18 protein-coding genes are annotated in these 16,729 nt (G+C 33.5%); 9 read left to right on the forward strand and 9 right to left on the reverse strand.

Translation table 11 applies throughout. The features are described 5' to 3' along the window. Positions 1-153 precede the first annotated feature (153 nt). A complete protein-coding gene (locus tag ACWA1B_RS09300) occupies positions 154-489 on the reverse strand; it encodes a tRNA-binding protein (RefSeq protein ID WP_456906187.1) in 336 nt (111 codons plus the stop codon). Between the two features lie 130 nt (positions 490-619). Here ACWA1B_RS09300 and ACWA1B_RS09305 point away from each other — a divergent pair, with 130 nt between their 5' ends. Together ACWA1B_RS09305 and ACWA1B_RS09310 are read left to right on the forward strand one after the other, a co-directional pair. Further along, positions 620-1,513 carry an alpha/beta fold hydrolase gene (locus tag ACWA1B_RS09305; RefSeq protein ID WP_456906189.1) on the forward strand — a complete coding sequence of 298 codons (894 nt, stop codon included), beginning with the start codon at positions 620-622 and terminating at the stop codon, positions 1,511-1,513. Between the two features lie 448 nt (positions 1,514-1,961). Next, a complete protein-coding gene (locus ACWA1B_RS09310) occupies positions 1,962-2,357 on the forward strand; it encodes a GreA/GreB family elongation factor (protein ID WP_456906191.1) in 396 nt (131 codons plus the stop codon). A gap of 107 nt (positions 2,358-2,464) precedes the next feature. Here ACWA1B_RS09310 and ACWA1B_RS09315 read toward each other — a convergent pair whose 3' ends face one another. The 8 genes from ACWA1B_RS09315 to ACWA1B_RS09350 form a co-directional block, all read right to left on the reverse strand. Further along, on the reverse strand, positions 2,465-2,776 hold the full coding sequence (locus ACWA1B_RS09315; RefSeq protein WP_456906193.1) for a cytochrome c: 312 nt from the start codon (positions 2,774-2,776) through the stop codon (positions 2,465-2,467). Positions 2,777-2,878: 102 nt separating this feature from the next. Next, complete coding sequence (locus ACWA1B_RS09320; protein WP_142449754.1) at positions 2,879-3,811, reverse strand: peptidylprolyl isomerase; 933 nt, start codon at positions 3,809-3,811, stop codon at positions 2,879-2,881. Positions 3,812-3,859: 48 nt separating this feature from the next. Next, a complete protein-coding gene (locus tag ACWA1B_RS09325; RefSeq protein WP_456906195.1) occupies positions 3,860-5,002 on the reverse strand; it encodes an MFS transporter in 1,143 nt (380 codons plus the stop codon). A 134-nt stretch (positions 5,003-5,136) separates the two neighbouring features. Continuing rightward, entirely contained in the window at positions 5,137-5,478 is a 342-nt protein-coding gene (locus tag ACWA1B_RS09330; protein ID WP_456906198.1) for a cupin domain-containing protein, read from the reverse strand. Position 5,479: 1 nt separating this feature from the next. Beyond that, positions 5,480-6,391: an archaemetzincin family Zn-dependent metalloprotease gene (locus tag ACWA1B_RS09335; protein ID WP_456906200.1), complete on the reverse strand. Its 912-nt coding sequence runs from the start codon at positions 6,389-6,391 to the stop codon at positions 5,480-5,482. A gap of 3 nt (positions 6,392-6,394) precedes the next feature. After that, positions 6,395-7,267 carry a sugar phosphate isomerase/epimerase family protein gene (locus tag ACWA1B_RS09340; RefSeq protein WP_456906202.1) on the reverse strand — a complete coding sequence of 291 codons (873 nt, stop codon included), beginning with the start codon at positions 7,265-7,267 and terminating at the stop codon, positions 6,395-6,397. Between the two features lie 58 nt (positions 7,268-7,325). Continuing rightward, positions 7,326-7,865, reverse strand: a complete 540-nt coding sequence (locus ACWA1B_RS09345) for an NADPH-dependent FMN reductase (protein WP_456906204.1) — start codon at positions 7,863-7,865, stop codon at positions 7,326-7,328. A gap of 91 nt (positions 7,866-7,956) precedes the next feature. Next, positions 7,957-8,316, reverse strand: coding sequence for a hypothetical protein (locus ACWA1B_RS09350; RefSeq protein ID WP_456906206.1), 360 nt, complete (start codon positions 8,314-8,316; stop codon positions 7,957-7,959). A gap of 273 nt (positions 8,317-8,589) precedes the next feature. On the opposite strand from ACWA1B_RS09350, the gene trmD reads away from it, so the two are divergent. The 7 genes from trmD to ACWA1B_RS09385 all read left to right on the forward strand — a co-directional run bounded on the left by trmD (position 8,590) and on the right by ACWA1B_RS09385 (position 16,703). Beyond that, the gene (gene trmD / locus ACWA1B_RS09355) at positions 8,590-9,270 is read left to right on the forward strand and encodes a tRNA (guanosine(37)-N1)-methyltransferase TrmD (RefSeq protein WP_456906208.1); all 681 of its coding nucleotides are present in this window, start codon (positions 8,590-8,592) and stop codon (positions 9,268-9,270) included. Between the two features lie 219 nt (positions 9,271-9,489). Continuing rightward, entirely contained in the window at positions 9,490-9,840 is a 351-nt protein-coding gene (gene rplS, locus ACWA1B_RS09360) for a 50S ribosomal protein L19 (RefSeq protein WP_057124480.1), read from the forward strand. Between the two features lie 282 nt (positions 9,841-10,122). After that, positions 10,123-12,345 carry an NADP-dependent isocitrate dehydrogenase gene (locus tag ACWA1B_RS09365; RefSeq protein WP_456906210.1) on the forward strand — a complete coding sequence of 741 codons (2,223 nt, stop codon included), beginning with the start codon at positions 10,123-10,125 and terminating at the stop codon, positions 12,343-12,345. A gap of 155 nt (positions 12,346-12,500) precedes the next feature. Continuing rightward, the gene (locus ACWA1B_RS09370; RefSeq protein WP_456906212.1) at positions 12,501-14,885 is read left to right on the forward strand and encodes a TonB-dependent receptor; all 2,385 of its coding nucleotides are present in this window, start codon (positions 12,501-12,503) and stop codon (positions 14,883-14,885) included. 28 nt (positions 14,886-14,913) lie between these two features. Further along, positions 14,914-15,735 carry a DUF4249 domain-containing protein gene (locus tag ACWA1B_RS09375; RefSeq protein ID WP_456906214.1) on the forward strand — a complete coding sequence of 274 codons (822 nt, stop codon included), beginning with the start codon at positions 14,914-14,916 and terminating at the stop codon, positions 15,733-15,735. A 9-nt stretch (positions 15,736-15,744) separates the two neighbouring features. Further along, the gene (locus ACWA1B_RS09380) at positions 15,745-16,227 is read left to right on the forward strand and encodes a GyrI-like domain-containing protein (protein WP_035649169.1); all 483 of its coding nucleotides are present in this window, start codon (positions 15,745-15,747) and stop codon (positions 16,225-16,227) included. Between the two features lie 29 nt (positions 16,228-16,256). Beyond that, a complete protein-coding gene (locus ACWA1B_RS09385; protein ID WP_456906217.1) occupies positions 16,257-16,703 on the forward strand; it encodes a DinB family protein in 447 nt (148 codons plus the stop codon). The last annotated feature ends 26 nt before the right edge of the window (positions 16,704-16,729 follow it).

The raw sequence follows: 16,729 nt of genomic DNA on the forward strand, positions 1-16,729 counted from the left end.
ACATAGAAACATAGATCTCATTCAAAAAAAAAGAATTATAAAAAAAGAAACTCATTTCTTAACGCATAGTTCCCGATAGCTATCAGGATGTTTTTATAAAAATGGAATGCCTTTTTAGGATTATTTCAGACTATGTTTCTATGCGTTAAAAAACTATCCTATTCTAAGTCCATTTGGTATTTTAAAATCTGGCGCTAATAAAATAACATCTCCCTCCTCGCCTACAGCGCCAAGAACCAGACATTCGCTCATAAATTTTCCGATTTGTTTCTTAGGAAAATTTACTACCGCAACGATTTGTCTGTTTACCAAATCTTCTTTTTCATAACGTTTTGTAATTTGTGCCGATGATTTTCGGATTCCAATTTCGGAACCAAAATCTATCGTTAATTGAAATGCTGGTTTTCGTGCTTCGGAAAAATCATTTACCTCAACAATAGTTCCAACACGCATATCGGTTCTTTCAAATTCATTCCAGGTTAAATCCATTTTGTCTTTTATCTAGTTTATTTACAAACCTATAATTTTGTAATGAATTGCACTAATTCCATAATTAGTTTTTACTCTATCCATTTAATTTTAACTATTCATTTTTTTACTAATATTTAAAATATACAAAATGGAAAATACTGTAATAACTCCCGGAATTTCTCTTAAAGACTTTGATTATGAAGTACATAAATCAAATAGTGATAAATATATTGAAACTGCAAAAAATGTAAAACTTTACGTAAAAGATTATGGAAAAGGAAAACCCGTAATTTTGATTCATGGATGGCCACTTTCAAACGAAATGTGGGAGTATCAAATAGAATTTCTGGTTCAGAATAATTACAGGGTAATTGCGTATGATCGTCGTGGTTTTGGCAAATCATCTCAACCTTGGGAAGGTTACGATTATGATACTTTGACTGATGATTTAAGCGAAATTATTGAACAATTGCAGTTAGATGACATAACTCTGGTAGGCTTTTCTATGGGAGGTGGAGAAGTTGTGCGTTATTTTAGCCGATATCAGGGAAAAGGTGTTACTAAAGCGGTTCTAATTTCGTCTATTGTTCCATTTTTAGGAAAAACAGAAGACAATCCTGAAGGTCGTCCGAAAGAAAAAAGTGAAGCAACTGCAGCTTCAATAAAAGAAGACAGAATTGGTTTTTTGGATAATTTTAGTAAAATATTTTTTGGTGTAAACATCATCAATAAACCTTTGAGTACGCCTTTACTCGAATATTACAGAAATTTATGTTCAGTAGCTTCTCCAAGAGCAACTTTGCAATGTGCAGAATCATTAAATACAACCGATTTTAGAGATGAACTTAACACGATTAAAGTTCCAACTTTAATAATTCATGGAACTGATGATAAAAATGTTCCTATTGAAATAAGTTCAGAAAAAACAGCCAAAGCAATCGAAAACAATACTTTCATTACCTATGAAGGAGCGCCACACGGCTTATTTTACACTGAAAAAGACAGATTGAATAAAGACTTACTTGAATTTCTGAATTCATAAATAAATTTTGCCACTCCCGATAGTTATCTGGAGTGGCAAAAAACACTATTGCTGCAATATTAAATGGAAATAAACATTTAAAAAAGTTTCTTATCTTTGCAAAACAAGCAATAAATACTCATTGTGAACACTATACAATTATTTACAGTTTCGGTTTCCCTGTTTTCTTCTACAAGAAAACCGCATTCTGCTGTATTTATTTCACATAGCAAGGCCTTTATTAATTAGGCCTCCGTCTATTTCATTTCTTCTTTCGGGCGGAGGATTTACATCTATTTAAACATTTATTTATTTGACAAAAATCAATTTTGGTCAGATATTTTTTGTTTTTCCATATTTAAAGCATTTCAAAAAATTGACCGCAAGCAAGGTTATAAAAGAACTCCGTTTTTAATTTATAAAAGAAGAAAAATCATTCAAAAAAACAAAACAATAAATTCAAACAGATATGAAACCAACACCCACTTTTAGTAAATCAGAATATAACTTCCTGAGAGAACTAATTTTAAAAAGTAAAAACGCAACCAATACCAAAGAAGCAAACCAGTTATCGCAAGAATTAGATCGCGCTGTTATTAGTAAAGAAAGTGATTTAGACCCTACGGTTATCAGAATCAATTCTTTTGTAACAATTGAAGATGTTAAAGCTCAAAAACAAATGAAAATACAAATTGTTTTGCCGTCGTCTGCTGATTTAAAACAATCTAAAATTTCGATTCTTGCGCCTTTGAGTGTTGCCATTATTGGTTTTAAAGAAAATGACCAAGTAGATTGGGAATTACCTGCCGGAATCAAAACTTTAAAAATAATTGCCGTTGACAATTCAGAAGTACATACTTCGTAACTTTTTTGAACACCTCATTTTTATGAAGGTGTTTTTTTATATCTGTCTGGAAACAAAAAAACTATTCAAAATTGAATAGTTTTTTTGTTTTTGCTCAATTGCAATATTTACAATTGCGAATGAATATAGTTAGTTATCGAAGCCATGTTAGTATCATCCAACTTTGCTTTTTTCTGCATGCGAACCAAAATTGGTTGCCATTCTTCTTTCGTAAATTTAGTTGGCTCATACAACTTATGACATCTTGCACAGCTGTTTTCATATAAGCTTTTACCTGCCGCAAGTTCTGGAGTCAATTCCTTTGCTTTTGCAGTTTCTGTAACTGCTGGTGCAACTGGAGGAGTCGCTGGCACTTTTTTTGTACCGCATGATGCTGCAAATAATGCTATAGCGGCTAAAATTAAAATTTTTGATTTCATTACTTTGGTTTTGTTTTTATTTTAAGTAAATATAAAAAAAATCCCATATGCCGCGGCATATGGGATAGCTATTTAAAACAATACTAAATTGCTTTGAAATTCTTATTTAACGTCCATTAATTCAACGTCAAAAACCAAAGTTGCGTTTGGTGGAATTACTCCTCCTGCACCAGATGGCCCGTATGCTAAATCAGATGGAATTACAAAACGAGCTTTGTCTCCAACTTGCAATAAAGCGATACCTTCATCCCATCCTTCGATAACTTGTCCAATTCCTAATTTGAATTCGATTGGTTTTTTTCTTGGGTAAGAAGAATCAAAAACTTTTCCGTTTTCTAAAGAACCTTCGTAGTGAACAGAAACTGTTTTTCCTGCTTCAGCTCTTTTTCCTTCACCTTTTTGAATCATTTTATAACGTAAACCGCTTTCAGTTCTATCAAAACCAGCAGCTAGTTGTTCCATTTTTGCTTCAGATTCAGCTTTTAAAGCTGCTTCTCTTTTCATACGAGCACCTTTCAAAGAAATGAAAGCTTCAATTGCGTTCCATTTTTCAGCTTCTTCACCAACTCTGATAATTTCTAAAGTTTCAAGAGCATCACCTTGAGCAACAGCGTCAACAACATCTTGTCCTTCAACAACATGTCCAAAAACAGTGTGTTTACCGTCTAACCAAGGAGTTGGAACGTGTGTGATGAAAAATTGAGAACCGTTAGTTCCAGGGCCTGAGTTTGCCATAGACAAAACTCCTGGACGATCGTGTTTTAAACTTGGAATGAATTCATCATCAAATTTATATCCTGGATCTCCAGTTCCAGTTCCTTTAGGGCATCCTCCCTGAATCATGAAATCAGCAATTACTCTGTGAAAGTTCAATCCATCATAGAATTTTTGTCCTTGAGGTTTTACTTTATTTTCCATATTTCCTTCTGCAAGAGCAACAAAGTTTCCTACAGTTCCTGGTGTCAAATCGTGTGTCAATTTTACTAAAATCGAACCTTTGCTAGTATTGAATTTAGCGTATATTCCGTTTTCCATTGTTGTATTTTTTTTTATTCGAATGCAAATTTACAAATTAATTATTTATCAATTTGTCTTTCTATTTTTAGATTTATAAGTAAGTCCGTAAACTGTAAATGCCAATGCTGATAAGCCAATGCATCCAATTGCAACTGCATGCCATCCGCCCAACTTCCAAAGCATTAATCCATATGCAGATCCAGCGGCGGTTCCTAAAAAGCTAAACGACATAAATACGGTATTAAGTCTGTTTCTAGCTTCTGGCAGTAATGAATAAACTCGGGTTTGATTTGAAATGTGAACACCTTGAATTCCTATATCAATAAATACAATTCCAATTGCAATTCCGATTACGCTTTCTATTGAAAAATAAAAAATCAGAAAGCTTATCAAAATCAATAAACAGCCGTAACCTACTGCAATTCTAGAATTTCCTTTATCTCCAATTTTTCCAACCAAAGGTGCTGCCAAAGCCCCAGAAGCCCCCACAATTCCGAATAAACCTATTGTAGCACTATTAAAATTAAACGGTTCGCCCGAAAGCAGTAAAACCATAGTCGTCCAGAAAGCGCCAAATTGAGCAAAACTGAAAACATTGATTGCTGTAGCTTCACGCAAAACTGGCTGTGTTTTTATAAGTGTAAATAATGATTGAATGAGTTGCCCGTAAGTTCCTTGAAACTGTGGTTTATTAACTGGAAATTTATTTTGGATCACAAAAAAGATTAAAAGACAAATTCCCGCTGCAATGTAAAACATAGATCTCCAACCTAAAACCTGGCCAATAAATCCGCTTAAAGTTCTGGAAAGCAAAATACCAACCAATAAACCGCTCATGATTGTTCCAATAACTTTTCCGCGTTGTTCCGTCGTGCTTAATGACGCCGCCAAAGGCAAAATAAGTTGTGGTACGATCGATGTAATCCCGATTAATAACGAAGCTATTTGCAGAATAAAAAAGTTTTTTGCCGTTGCTGCAATCAGCAAAGCAATTACAGACGCAAAAGTGGTCATTAAAATTTGCCTTTTCCTTTCTATTTTATCGCCAAGCGGCACCATAAAAAACAAACCAATAGCGTAACCTGCCTGAGTCAGATATGTTATTGTTCCAGCACTGGCTTGGGGAATTTTAAATTCGTTGGCAATTAAAACAATCAAAGGCTGGCAGTAATAAAGATTTGCAACTATAAGACCAGTGCAAACTGCCATAAACAGTACATTAGTTTTTGATAAATTCATGATGCAAAAATACCAATCTAATCTTTAGCAAAACTTTAAAAAATCTATAAATTTTTAAAATTTAAATTAAGATCAGGATATTTTTGCACCAATACTATTGAATTTTAAGCTTTTAAAAAATCTTCTCGAACAGGACTAAAAACATCAGTAAGCATTCCTGTTTCAAGGCAAACAACGCCATGAACAGCGTGAGGTGGAATATAAAAACTATCGCCTTCTTTTAAAGTCTGAGTTACGCCACTGATAGTTACATCAAATTTTCCGCTTGCAATATAAGTGACCTGCGAATGATAATGATCGTGTAAAACACCAATTCCGCCTTTTTCAAAATGAACATTTACAAGCATAATTCGGTCATCAAAAGCCAAAATTTTGCGTTTAATTCCTTCTCCTACTACTTCCCACTCGATTTCATCTCCTTTTATAAATTCTTTGCTACTTGCCATTTTATTCATTTTTAACTTTTTCAATATCTTTTTTCATTAATTCTAATCCCTCTGTCAGGTTATTTTCTTTAAAATACTTTTCTAATTCTTTCAGCCGTTTTACATTATCGTATTTGAATCCTGAATTTAGTTTTCTTTGACAGAGCGAACACAATCGAAGTGAATGTTCATCTGTTTCAGACAAACTATTAGTGCCATTCATAACACAATCGGCTTCAATACAATGATGCAGGCCAAACATGTGCCCAATTTCATGAGAACAGATTTTAAGTAATCGTTCTAAACATAAACTAAAATCTGCTCCTTCTAATGTTTTGTCATACAATCTGTGAATCGAACTTACCGCAATTTTATCTCTATAAGATGCAAGCCCAAAAACATAATTCCATTCTGGTTTTGGATACAAGTCTTTTTCTGTTATCGCCATTAATGCGATTCCTTTTTCATGTTTTTCCTTTTTTAGAATACTATCTAAAATATATCCTGCCAAAAATTGTTCTTGACCAAGATCACCACTTCTTCTAACATGTTTTGGAATAATATCATTTGAAACTTCTTTCAAAACTTTGGTTTTCAACTGAAAAAATATTTCTAAATATTGGCGAACCAATTCAATTTGTTTTACTTGCAATGCGTCGAATTTCCCGATTGGTTGTAAATAAATAATATCTTCTTCTTTAGTTGGCACAACATGTTTTGTATTCATAAATTGCTCAAAACTCTGTCCTTTTTCTGGATGAGAATATAGCCAATCACCAAAAACCGGCGTACGAAGTTTTACATCATTAACTTTAATTTCTGCAAAATAGGGATCTGGAGGTAGATTTAATTCCGGGTTTGCCCCTGAATTTTCTTTTTTATTTGATTGGCACGAACAAAGAATTACAACTATCAGAAAAAAAAGTTTCTTCATAAATTAAATTAGATTTTTTGAAATGAAATCACAGCTTGTTTTAATGGATTCAAAAGCATTTCCTTTAAAATTATTCTCCTGTTCCACAAAAAAATGAAGCATTCCAGATTGTTTTGCTTCTTTGAATAAGGATTTAAAATCGATTAATCCTGAGCCAATTTCAGTATTCAATGCCTGATTTACTTTATCCATATCTTTTACGTGCCACATTTTAAAACGACCCGAGTTTTCTTTAAACAGCTTTAAAGAATCATTTCCAGATCTTGCGACCCAATATAAATCCAATTCAAAATAAACTAAATCTTTATCGGTTTCATTCAACAAGATTTCATAACCTGTAACGCCGTCATGTTTCTGAAATTCAAAATCATGATTGTGATACGCTAATTTCAGGCCTGATTCTTTACACATTTTGGCTGCCTCATTTAAACGTGAAGCTATTATTTTATAATTTTCAATACTTTTTCTAAAATGCTCCTCAACCCACGGAATAGTTAAAAATTCATTTTTTAAGATTTTTGCCGCTTCAATCGCGGCCACAAGTTCAGCGGTATTTCCATCATACAAAAAGCTTCCTAAATTATAATGCCCGCTTACTGCTTTTAAATTATTATCGTCCAAAATCTTCTTCAATTCTTTTGGCGACAACCCCCAAAACTGGTCTTTTATAGAAAAACCATATGTTTCAACGGTTGTATAGCCTGCTTTTGCGACTTTCTCTAAAGTTGATTTTACATCCTTAGGAAGTTCGTCACGCAACGTATATAACTGTAATCCAATTTCTTTTTTATTCATAGTAAAAGCTAATGATGGCGCAGCTAAAACTGCAGCAGCAGCTAAGCTTGTGTTTATAATAAAGTTTCTTCTTGTTGTCATTTTTATCTTGAAAAAGTATAAAAGTAAAACTACTGTTTTTATTTAAACGTTGCACAACTCAATTAAAAAATTGATTTTCAAAATTGGTTATAAAGCTTTCGAGAGCCTTTTCGGTATCCGGATTTGTAACTTTGCCTTTGCTATCTATCTTTCCGCGAATGCCTTGTATTAAAAGTTGTGAGGCATCATCAAATTTCGCTTCAAGTGTTTTCATTACTAGTAAAAGTTGTTCGTGACCCATTTTACCCGAAGCTGACGCAGTAATAAGTCCTGACTTTTTTCCAGAAAAAACAGTAGTCGAAACACACCATTCTAAAGCATTTTTTAAAGTTCCGGGCAAGCTAAAAACATACTCTGGCGTACAAATCAAGATACCATCAGCCTGAGTAATTTTATTTCTAAATTGAATGACTTTTTCTGGGAGGATTTCCTGATCCAAATCGGGATTAAAATGTAGTAATTGATCTAATTCTTCAAAAATTTCAACCTCAAATTCTTCTTTTATATTTTCAGAAATATGTTTTAGAATTTTAAAATTGCTGGAGTTTTTTCGTGTACTTCCGTTTATGGCGAAGATTTTTATTTTTTGAGAAGGCATTTCTATCCGAATTATTTTTAAATTGAACTTTTAAAAATAACATTTTATTTATAACAAAATAAAATGTTTTTCGGTTAATTCTGTTTTATATTCATTTCACAGTCAACAAATTCATAGCTGCCAATTTATCAGAATCAATAGATTGAGGAGAATAATTTTGTTTTTCATTTCTATAAGAAACCACTCTACCAGATTTGTCTACATAAATATAAATGTAATTCCAATATGACGTACCTGCAATTCTTGAATCATGTTCTTTATCTTTTTCATAAACCTGATCTGCATAAACCAGTATTTCACCATCCGTTGTATTATCAAATATCCTTACTGGGGTTCCCCAACTTTTCATAATACTTTGCTTTGATTTACCGACCCATTTATCTCCGGTATTTTTTGAACTTGCGCATGCATATAATGTCATTACAGCAAAACATAAAATTATATTTTTCATTAGATCGAGTTTTTAGATTTAAGGCAATACTTCTGTAAGTAAAAAACTATGTAATAGTACTTAAAAGTAAGAAATATTGTTTTACATAAAAACATTTTAATGTTATATAATTATTATTTATCAATCTGACAAACAATATCTTAAATCATAAAAAACAACATCCATAACCGTCCCTTTTTACTTAAAAAAAGCTATTCTTTTTTTGAATTCCTGTTTTTAAAATTTCTCCATATTTACTTTGTATCTTTGCACTCAAACTTTTGAAAAAGAGAAATGCGAATTGATATTATTACACTTTTACCTGAATTATTAAGAAGCCCGTTTGAAGCTTCTATTATGAAACGTGCTATTGACAAAGGTTTAGTCGAAGTACATTTTCACAATCTTCGTGATTATAGCACCAACAGACAAAAAAGTGTTGATGATTATCCTTTTGGAGGAGGTGCAGGAATGGTAATGACGATTCAGCCAATTGACGACTGTATTACGTACTTAAAAAGTCAGCGTGAATATGACGAAATCATATATATGTCTCCTGATGGGGAAACACTGAATCAAAAAATGGCTAATACAATGTCTATGTATGAAAACATTATTATTTTATGCGGACATTATAAAGGTGTTGACCAAAGAGTTAGAGATCATTTTATTACCAAAGAAATTTCGATTGGTGATTATGTATTATCTGGCGGAGAATTAGGCGCAATCGTTTTGTCTGACGCATTAATTAGATTAATTCCTGGTGTTTTAAGTGATGAAACTTCTGCTTTAACAGATAGTTTCCAAGATAATCTACTTTCAGGACCTATATATACAAGACCCGCAGATTATAAAGGATGGAAAGTTCCGGAGGTATTAACCAGCGGTCATGCTGCCAAAATTGACAAATGGCGTGAAGACAAGGCTTTTGAACATACTAAAAACAGACGCCCAGATTTGCTTGAAGGGCATTAATTTAGGTTTCAGGTTTCAGGTTTCAGGTTTTGGGCCAATTCACAACGCAAAAACCTGAAACAAAAACACTTTAAACAACTTTTTTTCAGCAACTTAAAATAATTTACAATTTACAATTTATAATTCATAATTATTTTTTACATTTGCACCCGAATTTGATCAACCTCTGGCGAGATCCGTGAATGTTGCTCGATATAAAACTATAATAATAAAATTATCATGGCAGATTTATTAAAATTCGTTCAAAACGAATTCGTTGCTAAAAAAGATTTCCCTGATTTCGGAGCTGGAGACACTATCACAGTTTTCTACGAAATTAAAGAGGGTGAAAAAACTAGAACTCAGTTTTTCAAAGGAGTTGTAATCCAAAGAAGAGGTTCTGGTAACACAGAAACTTTTACAATCCGTAAAATGTCTGGAGCTATTGGAGTTGAGCGTATCTTCCCAGTAAACTTACCAGCTTTACAAAAAATTGAAATCAACAAGAAAGGTGCTGTACGTAGAGCTAGAATTTTCTACTTCAGAGAACTTACTGGTAAAAAAGCTAAGATTAAAGATAAAAGAAGATAATCATTTATCAATCTGTTATAAAAAACTCGTTTCATATCACTTGAAACGAGTTTTTTTTATGTCTTCTTTTGAACCAATATCAAAACTGTAATTTTTTAATACCAAAATCATCGATTTGACAATTTAAGAAGCACGAAATAACAATCTGATAATTCAACCATTTCTAAACAAAACTACACCGTTTTCGGACTGTTTTTATTATATTTGCTCCGCTCGTTTTGAGCCGACTATACTTTTCATATCGTCATCTCGTGACGACACGATTATAAAAAAAAAAAAAAAATGACACAGAATTCAAAAATTTTTTACACCTTAACTGATGAGGCGCCATTATTAGCGACTTATTCTTTGTTACCAATTGTCCAGGCGTTTACTTCTACAGCAGGTATCGCTATTGAAACCAGAGACATCTCTTTAGCAGGAAGAATTTTATCAAACTTTCCTGAATCATTAACAGATGCTCAAAAAACTGGAGATGCTTTATCTGAACTTGGACAATTAGCTACAAAACCTGAAGCTAACATCATCAAATTACCAAACGTTTCTGCATCTGTACCGCAATTAAAAGCGGCTATTGCTGAATTACAATCTCACGGATATAATGTTCCTAATTTCCCTGAAGATCCTCAAACGGATGCTGAAAAAGAAATTAAAGCAAAATATGCAAAAGTATTAGGTTCTGCCGTAAACCCAGTTTTACGTGAAGGAAACTCTGATCGTAGAGCTCCAAGAGCCGTTAAAAACTTTGCAAAAGCAAATCCACACTCAATGGGTGTCTGGTCTGCTGACTCAAAAACTAAAGTAGCTTCAATGCCAAACGGAGATTTCTACGGAAGTGAGCAATCACTTACTGTGGCTGAAGCTAACGATGTAAAAATTGAATTCGTTGCTAAAGATGGTACAACAACTGTTCTTAAAGCAAGTACTCCACTAAAAGCAGGCGAAATCATTGATAGCTCTGTTTTAAGTGTAAAAAAATTAAAAGCTTTTGCAGCTGATGTAATTGCTGAAGCTAAAGCAGCAGGAGTTTTACTTTCTGTGCACTTAAAAGCTACAATGATGAAAGTTTCTGATCCAATTATCTTTGGCGCTATCGTTGAAGTATATTTTGCAGATGTTTTCAAAAAATACGAATCTTTATTTGCTGAATTAAACATTGATACTAGAAACGGTTTAGGCGATATCTACGCTAAAATTGCTGGAAGACCTGAGCAAGCAGAAGTTGAAGCGGCTATCGATCAGGCAATCGCAAATGGACCAGCTTTAGCTATGGTTAATTCTGATAAAGGAATTACAAACTTACACGTTCCTTCTGATGTAATTGTTGATGCTTCTATGCCAGCAATGATTCGTACTTCTGGACAAATGTGGAACAAAGAAGGTAAAGCACAAGATACATTTGCTGTTATTCCAGATCGTTCTTACGCTGGAATTTATACTGCAACAATTGATTTCTGTAAAAAGCACGGTGCTTTTGATCCAAAAACAATGGGAAGTGTTCCAAACGTTGGATTAATGGCGCAGAAAGCGGAAGAATACGGATCTCACGATAAAACTTTCCAATTGAAAGCTGATGGTGTTGTTCGCGTTGTGGATACAAATGGAAATGTTTTAATGGAACAAAACGTTGAAACAAACGATATTTTCAGAATGTGCCAGGCAAAAGACGCTCCTATTCAGGACTGGGTTAAATTGGCTGTAAACAGAGCTCGTTTATCTAGTACTCCTGCTGTTTTCTGGTTAGATGAAAACAGAGCACACGATAGAGAATTAATCGTAAAAGTTCAAAAATACCTTAAAGACTACGATACTACTAACTTAGATATCCGTATTTTAAACCCAGTTGCTGCTACTGAATTCACGTTAGACAGAATCATCAAAGGTTTAGATACTATCTCTGTAACAGGAAACGTTTTACGTGACTATTTAACAGATTTATTCCCAATCTTAGAATTAGGAACTTCTGCTAAAATGCTTTCCATCGTTCCTTTAATGAACGGTGGTGGATTGTTCGAAACTGGCGCTGGAGGTTCTGCTCCTAAACACGTTGAGCAATTTACAGAAGAAGGATACCTACGCTGGGATTCACTTGGAGAATTTTTAGCTCTTGGTGCTTCTTTAGAACATTTAGGACAAACTTTAGACAATTCTAAAGCAATTGTTTTATCTGAGACTTTAGATCAGGCAAACGATAAATTCCTTGCAAACGATAAATCTCCAGCTCGTAAAGTGGGTCAGATTGACAACCGTGGATCTCATTTCTATTTAGCATTCTATTGGGCTCAGGCTTTGGCTGCTCAAAATAAAGATGCTGAATTAAAAGCAATTTTCTCTCCAATCGCAGCTGAATTTGAAGCTAACGAAGCTAAAATTGACGCCGAATTAATTGGTGCTCAAGGAAAACCTCAGAACATTGGCGGTTACTACCAGCCAACACCTGAATTAGTAAGCAAAGCAATGCGTCCTAGCGAAACATTTAATGCTATTATTGCTAAAATCAAATAATACCAAAGCATAACTAAATGTGCTTTTGTAAGTAAATAAAAAAAGACAACCAGAATAAAGGTTGTCTTTTTTGTTTATCTTAACTAACATTTAACAGCCGTTAGGCTTTAATATATTAGTAAGAATTCTTAACTATGTAAAACAAAATCAAAAAGATGATTTCAAGAAAAATTGGCATTCTTATAGTTTTAGTTTTAACGGCGTTTACTTCATTTGCTCAGGAAAAATTCACTTTGAGTGGCACTATAAAAGACAACAAAAACAACGAAACCTTAATTGCTGTCAATATTTACATTCCATCTTTGAAAATTGGAACTACTACAAACGAATATGGTTTTTATTCCCTGACCATTCCAAAAGGAGAACATCAAATTGAAATTAGTTATATTGGATATCAAACCATTCAGCAAACTTTACTTTTAGACCAAAATACCAAAATGAATTTCAGCCTTAGCGAAGGCGAAGGTCAGGAATTGCAGGAAGTTGTCATTAAGGAAAACAAAGGCAAAGTCAATATCAAATCCCCGGAAATGAGCACAAACAAGCTCTCTATTGCAACCATCAAAAAAATGCCGGTTGTTTTGGGCGAAGTTGACGTTTTAAAATCTATTTTATTGCTTCCAGGTGTTACAAATGCGGGTGAAGGCGCATCGGGATTTAATGTGCGCGGTGGCGGGGCCGATCAGAATTTAATTTTACTAGACGAGGCGACAATTTTCAATTCTTCTCATGTGTTTGGTTTTTTCTCCGTTTTTAATCCAGACGCTATAAAGGATTTAAAATTATATAAAGGCGGAATTCCAGCGCGTTTTGGAGGAAGAGCTTCTTCTGTTTTGGATATTTATCAGAAAGATGGAAACAGTAAAGATTTTCATTTAAGCGGAGGAATCGGACTAATTTCGAGCCGACTTCTAGCCGAAGGTCCTTTGGTTAAAGACAAAGGTTCTTTTTTAATTGGTGGAAGAGCTTCGTATGCCCATTTATTTCTAAAACTTTCTGAAGATCAAAAAGACAATTCGGCTTATTTTTATGATCTGAATACCAAATTGAGTTACAAATTAAATGACAATAACAGTTTGTATTTATCAGCATATTTTGGACGCGATGTCTTTAGTTTAAACAAAAGTTTCACGAATATTTATGGAAATTCAACTCTGAATCTTCGTTGGAATCATTTGTATTCTGATAAATTGTTTTCAAATCTATCTTTAATTTACAGTGATTATTATTATGGTTTAGATCTTGATTTTGTTGGTTTTAAATGGGATTCGGGCATTCAAAACTATAATATTAAATATGATTTCAAACATTATATTTCAGATAAATTCAAATTGAGTTATGGTTTAAACGGAATTTACTACAAGTTTAATCCGGGAACTATAAAACCAAGCGGACCTGATTCAGGTATTAACCCTGATCAATTGGATAAAAAATACGCTTTCGAACCTTCTGTTTACATTGATGCCGAAAATCAGCTTTCAAAGAAAATTACAATTGCATACGGATTACGATACAGTTTGTTTTATCGATTAGGCCCTTCTTCTGTAAATCTTTATGAAAACAACAATCCGGTTCTTTTCAATTCGGATATGCAGATTTATGAAAAAGCAACTCCTATTGGCACAGAATATTATGGCAAAAACAAATCGATTAAAGATTATAATAATCTAGAGCCTCGTTTTTCTGTTTCCTATCAATTAAATGATGATGAAGCACTAAAAGGGAGTTACAATCGAATGGCGCAATATCTTCAGTTGATTTCAAACACCTCATCGCCTACTCCGCTTGACGTTTGGATGCCAAGCGACACTTATATTAAACCACAAATCGCAGATCAGGTGGCGCTTGGATATTTCAGAAATATCAAAAACGGTGCTTACTCCTTAGAAGTCGAAACCTATTATAAAGAAATTCAAAACCGTCTTGATTACATTGACGGCGCCGATTTAATTGCAAATAATGCTATTGAGCAAGTGATTCTGAACGGGCAAATGCGCGCTTATGGTTTAGAAATCATGGTGAAGAAAAATGAAGGAAAATTGAATGGATGGATTTCATACACTTTATCAAAATCAGAACAACAAACTCCAGGAAGAACTCCTGAAGAAACCGGAATCAATAACGGAAAATGGTACAATTCGGCTTATGACAAAACACACAATCTAGCCATAACTTCAGCTTATAATTTGAGCGAAAAATGGTCTTTTGGTGCTAACTTTGCGTTACAATCCGGAATGCCAGTTACTTATCCTAACGGTCAATATGAATATTTAGGAATCACGGTTCCAAGCTACGGCCTTCGAAACGAAAACCGATTGCCGGCGTATCATCATTTAGATGTTTCGGCAACTTTGACTCCGAGAAAAAATAAAGATCGAAACTGGAAAGGTGAATGGGTTTTCAGCATCTACAATTTGTACAATCGCAAAAATGCAGCGTCAATAAATTTCCGACAAAATGTTGATACAGGTGACAATGAAGCCGTAAAAACATCTATTTTCGGAATTGTTCCTGCAGTAAGTTACAATTTTAGGTTTTAAATATAACTTTTGGTTTAAAAAGCATATTATGAAAAAAGCAGTTTTATTTATTCTAATTTTTGTTTCCATCTTTGCCACAAGTTGTGAAGAAGTTGTTGATGTCGATTTAGATACCGCTCCGCCAAAATTAGTCATTGAAGCAGCAATAAACTGGCAAAAAGGAACTACTGGCCGACAGCAAACCATAAAATTAACCACGACAACAGGTTATTTTGAAAACGTAATTCCGACAGTTTCTGGCGCTAAAATTTATATAAAAAACAGTGCTAATGAGCAATTTAATTTTAATGAAGTTCCAAAAACTGGCCGTTATATCTGTAGCAATTTCAATCCTGTTTTAAATCAGGAATATACCTTGACGGTAATCGTAAACGGACAAACTTATACTGCAACTGAAACAATGCAATCTGTTGCACCTATAACACATATTGAACAAAATAACGAAGGCGGTTTTACGGGAAAAGACATCGAAATCAAAGCATATTATAATGATCCTGCCGATGCAGATAATTTCTATTTGTATAAATATGTATATTCAAGTAAAATTAAATCGAACTATTATGTTGATGAAGATAAGTTTTTTCAAGGAAATGAATTTTTCAGCCTTTCCGATGATGATGAATTGAAACCTGGAGACGAAATAGAAATTACCCACTTCGGAATCTCTAAGCAATATTACAATTATATGAGTATCCTGGTAAGTATTGCAGGGACAAACGTTGGTGGACCTTTTCAATCGCCTCCTGCGACAGTAAAAGGAAACATTATCAACACAACCAATAAAGAAAATTATCCACTTGGTTATTTTTCACTAAGCGAAACCGATTTAAAAAAATTCACGATAAAATAAACCTGCCAAATGGAAGCCCAAATTAAAATTTTGACCGAAAAAAAATTAGTCGGCAAACATATTGTAATGTCGTTTATTGAAAATCATACTTTTCAATTGTGGAATGGTTTTATGCCAAGACGCAAAGAAATCAAAAATACAGTTGACTCGAATTTATATTCACTCGAAGTTTTTCCAAATGGCTATTTTGACAATTTTGACGCCAGTAAAACTTTCCAAAAATGGGCTGCAGTTGAAGTTAAAAATTACTCTGCGATTCCGCCAGAAATGGAAAAATTAATAATTCCGACAGGAATTTATGCCGTTTTTATTCATAAAGGCCCGGCAAGCGAAGGTCACAAAACCTATCATACTATTTTTGCAGAATGGCTTCCTAATTCTGAATATACTGTTGACGACAGACCTCATTTTGCCGTAATGGACGAAAAATACAAAAAAGACGATCCCGATTCTGAAGAAGAAATCTGGATTCCTATAAAAAACAGACCTTAATTAATTATTCCCTATAAGTTCAAAATACTATGCTAATTGAAACCCTTAAATCGTTGTTTGAACGAGATTTAAAAAAGCTGAAAGTTGAAATCGAATCGTATAAAAACGAAAGCAGAATTTGGGAAATTGACAAAAACATTTCAAACTCGGCTGGAAATCTTTGTTTGCATCTTATTGGAAATATCAACACTTACATTGGGGCAGAAATTGGAAAAACAGGTTATGTTCGAAATCGTCCGTTGGAATTTTCTTTAAAAGACATTCCAAAAACAGAATTGATTCAAAAAATCGACGAAACATTAATTGTTGTAAATAATGCCTTAGATTCTTTAACAGAAAATGATTTAGAAGCCATTTATCCGCAGATTGTTTTCGAAAAAGAAATGACAACCGGATTCTTTTTGGTTCATCTTTCAACGCATTTAGCCTATCATTTAGGACAGATAAATTACCACAGAAGATTGCTGGATTTTTAATCTGCAAAATCTAAATTCTAACCGTA

The organism is Flavobacterium xizangense (assembly GCF_054075145.1).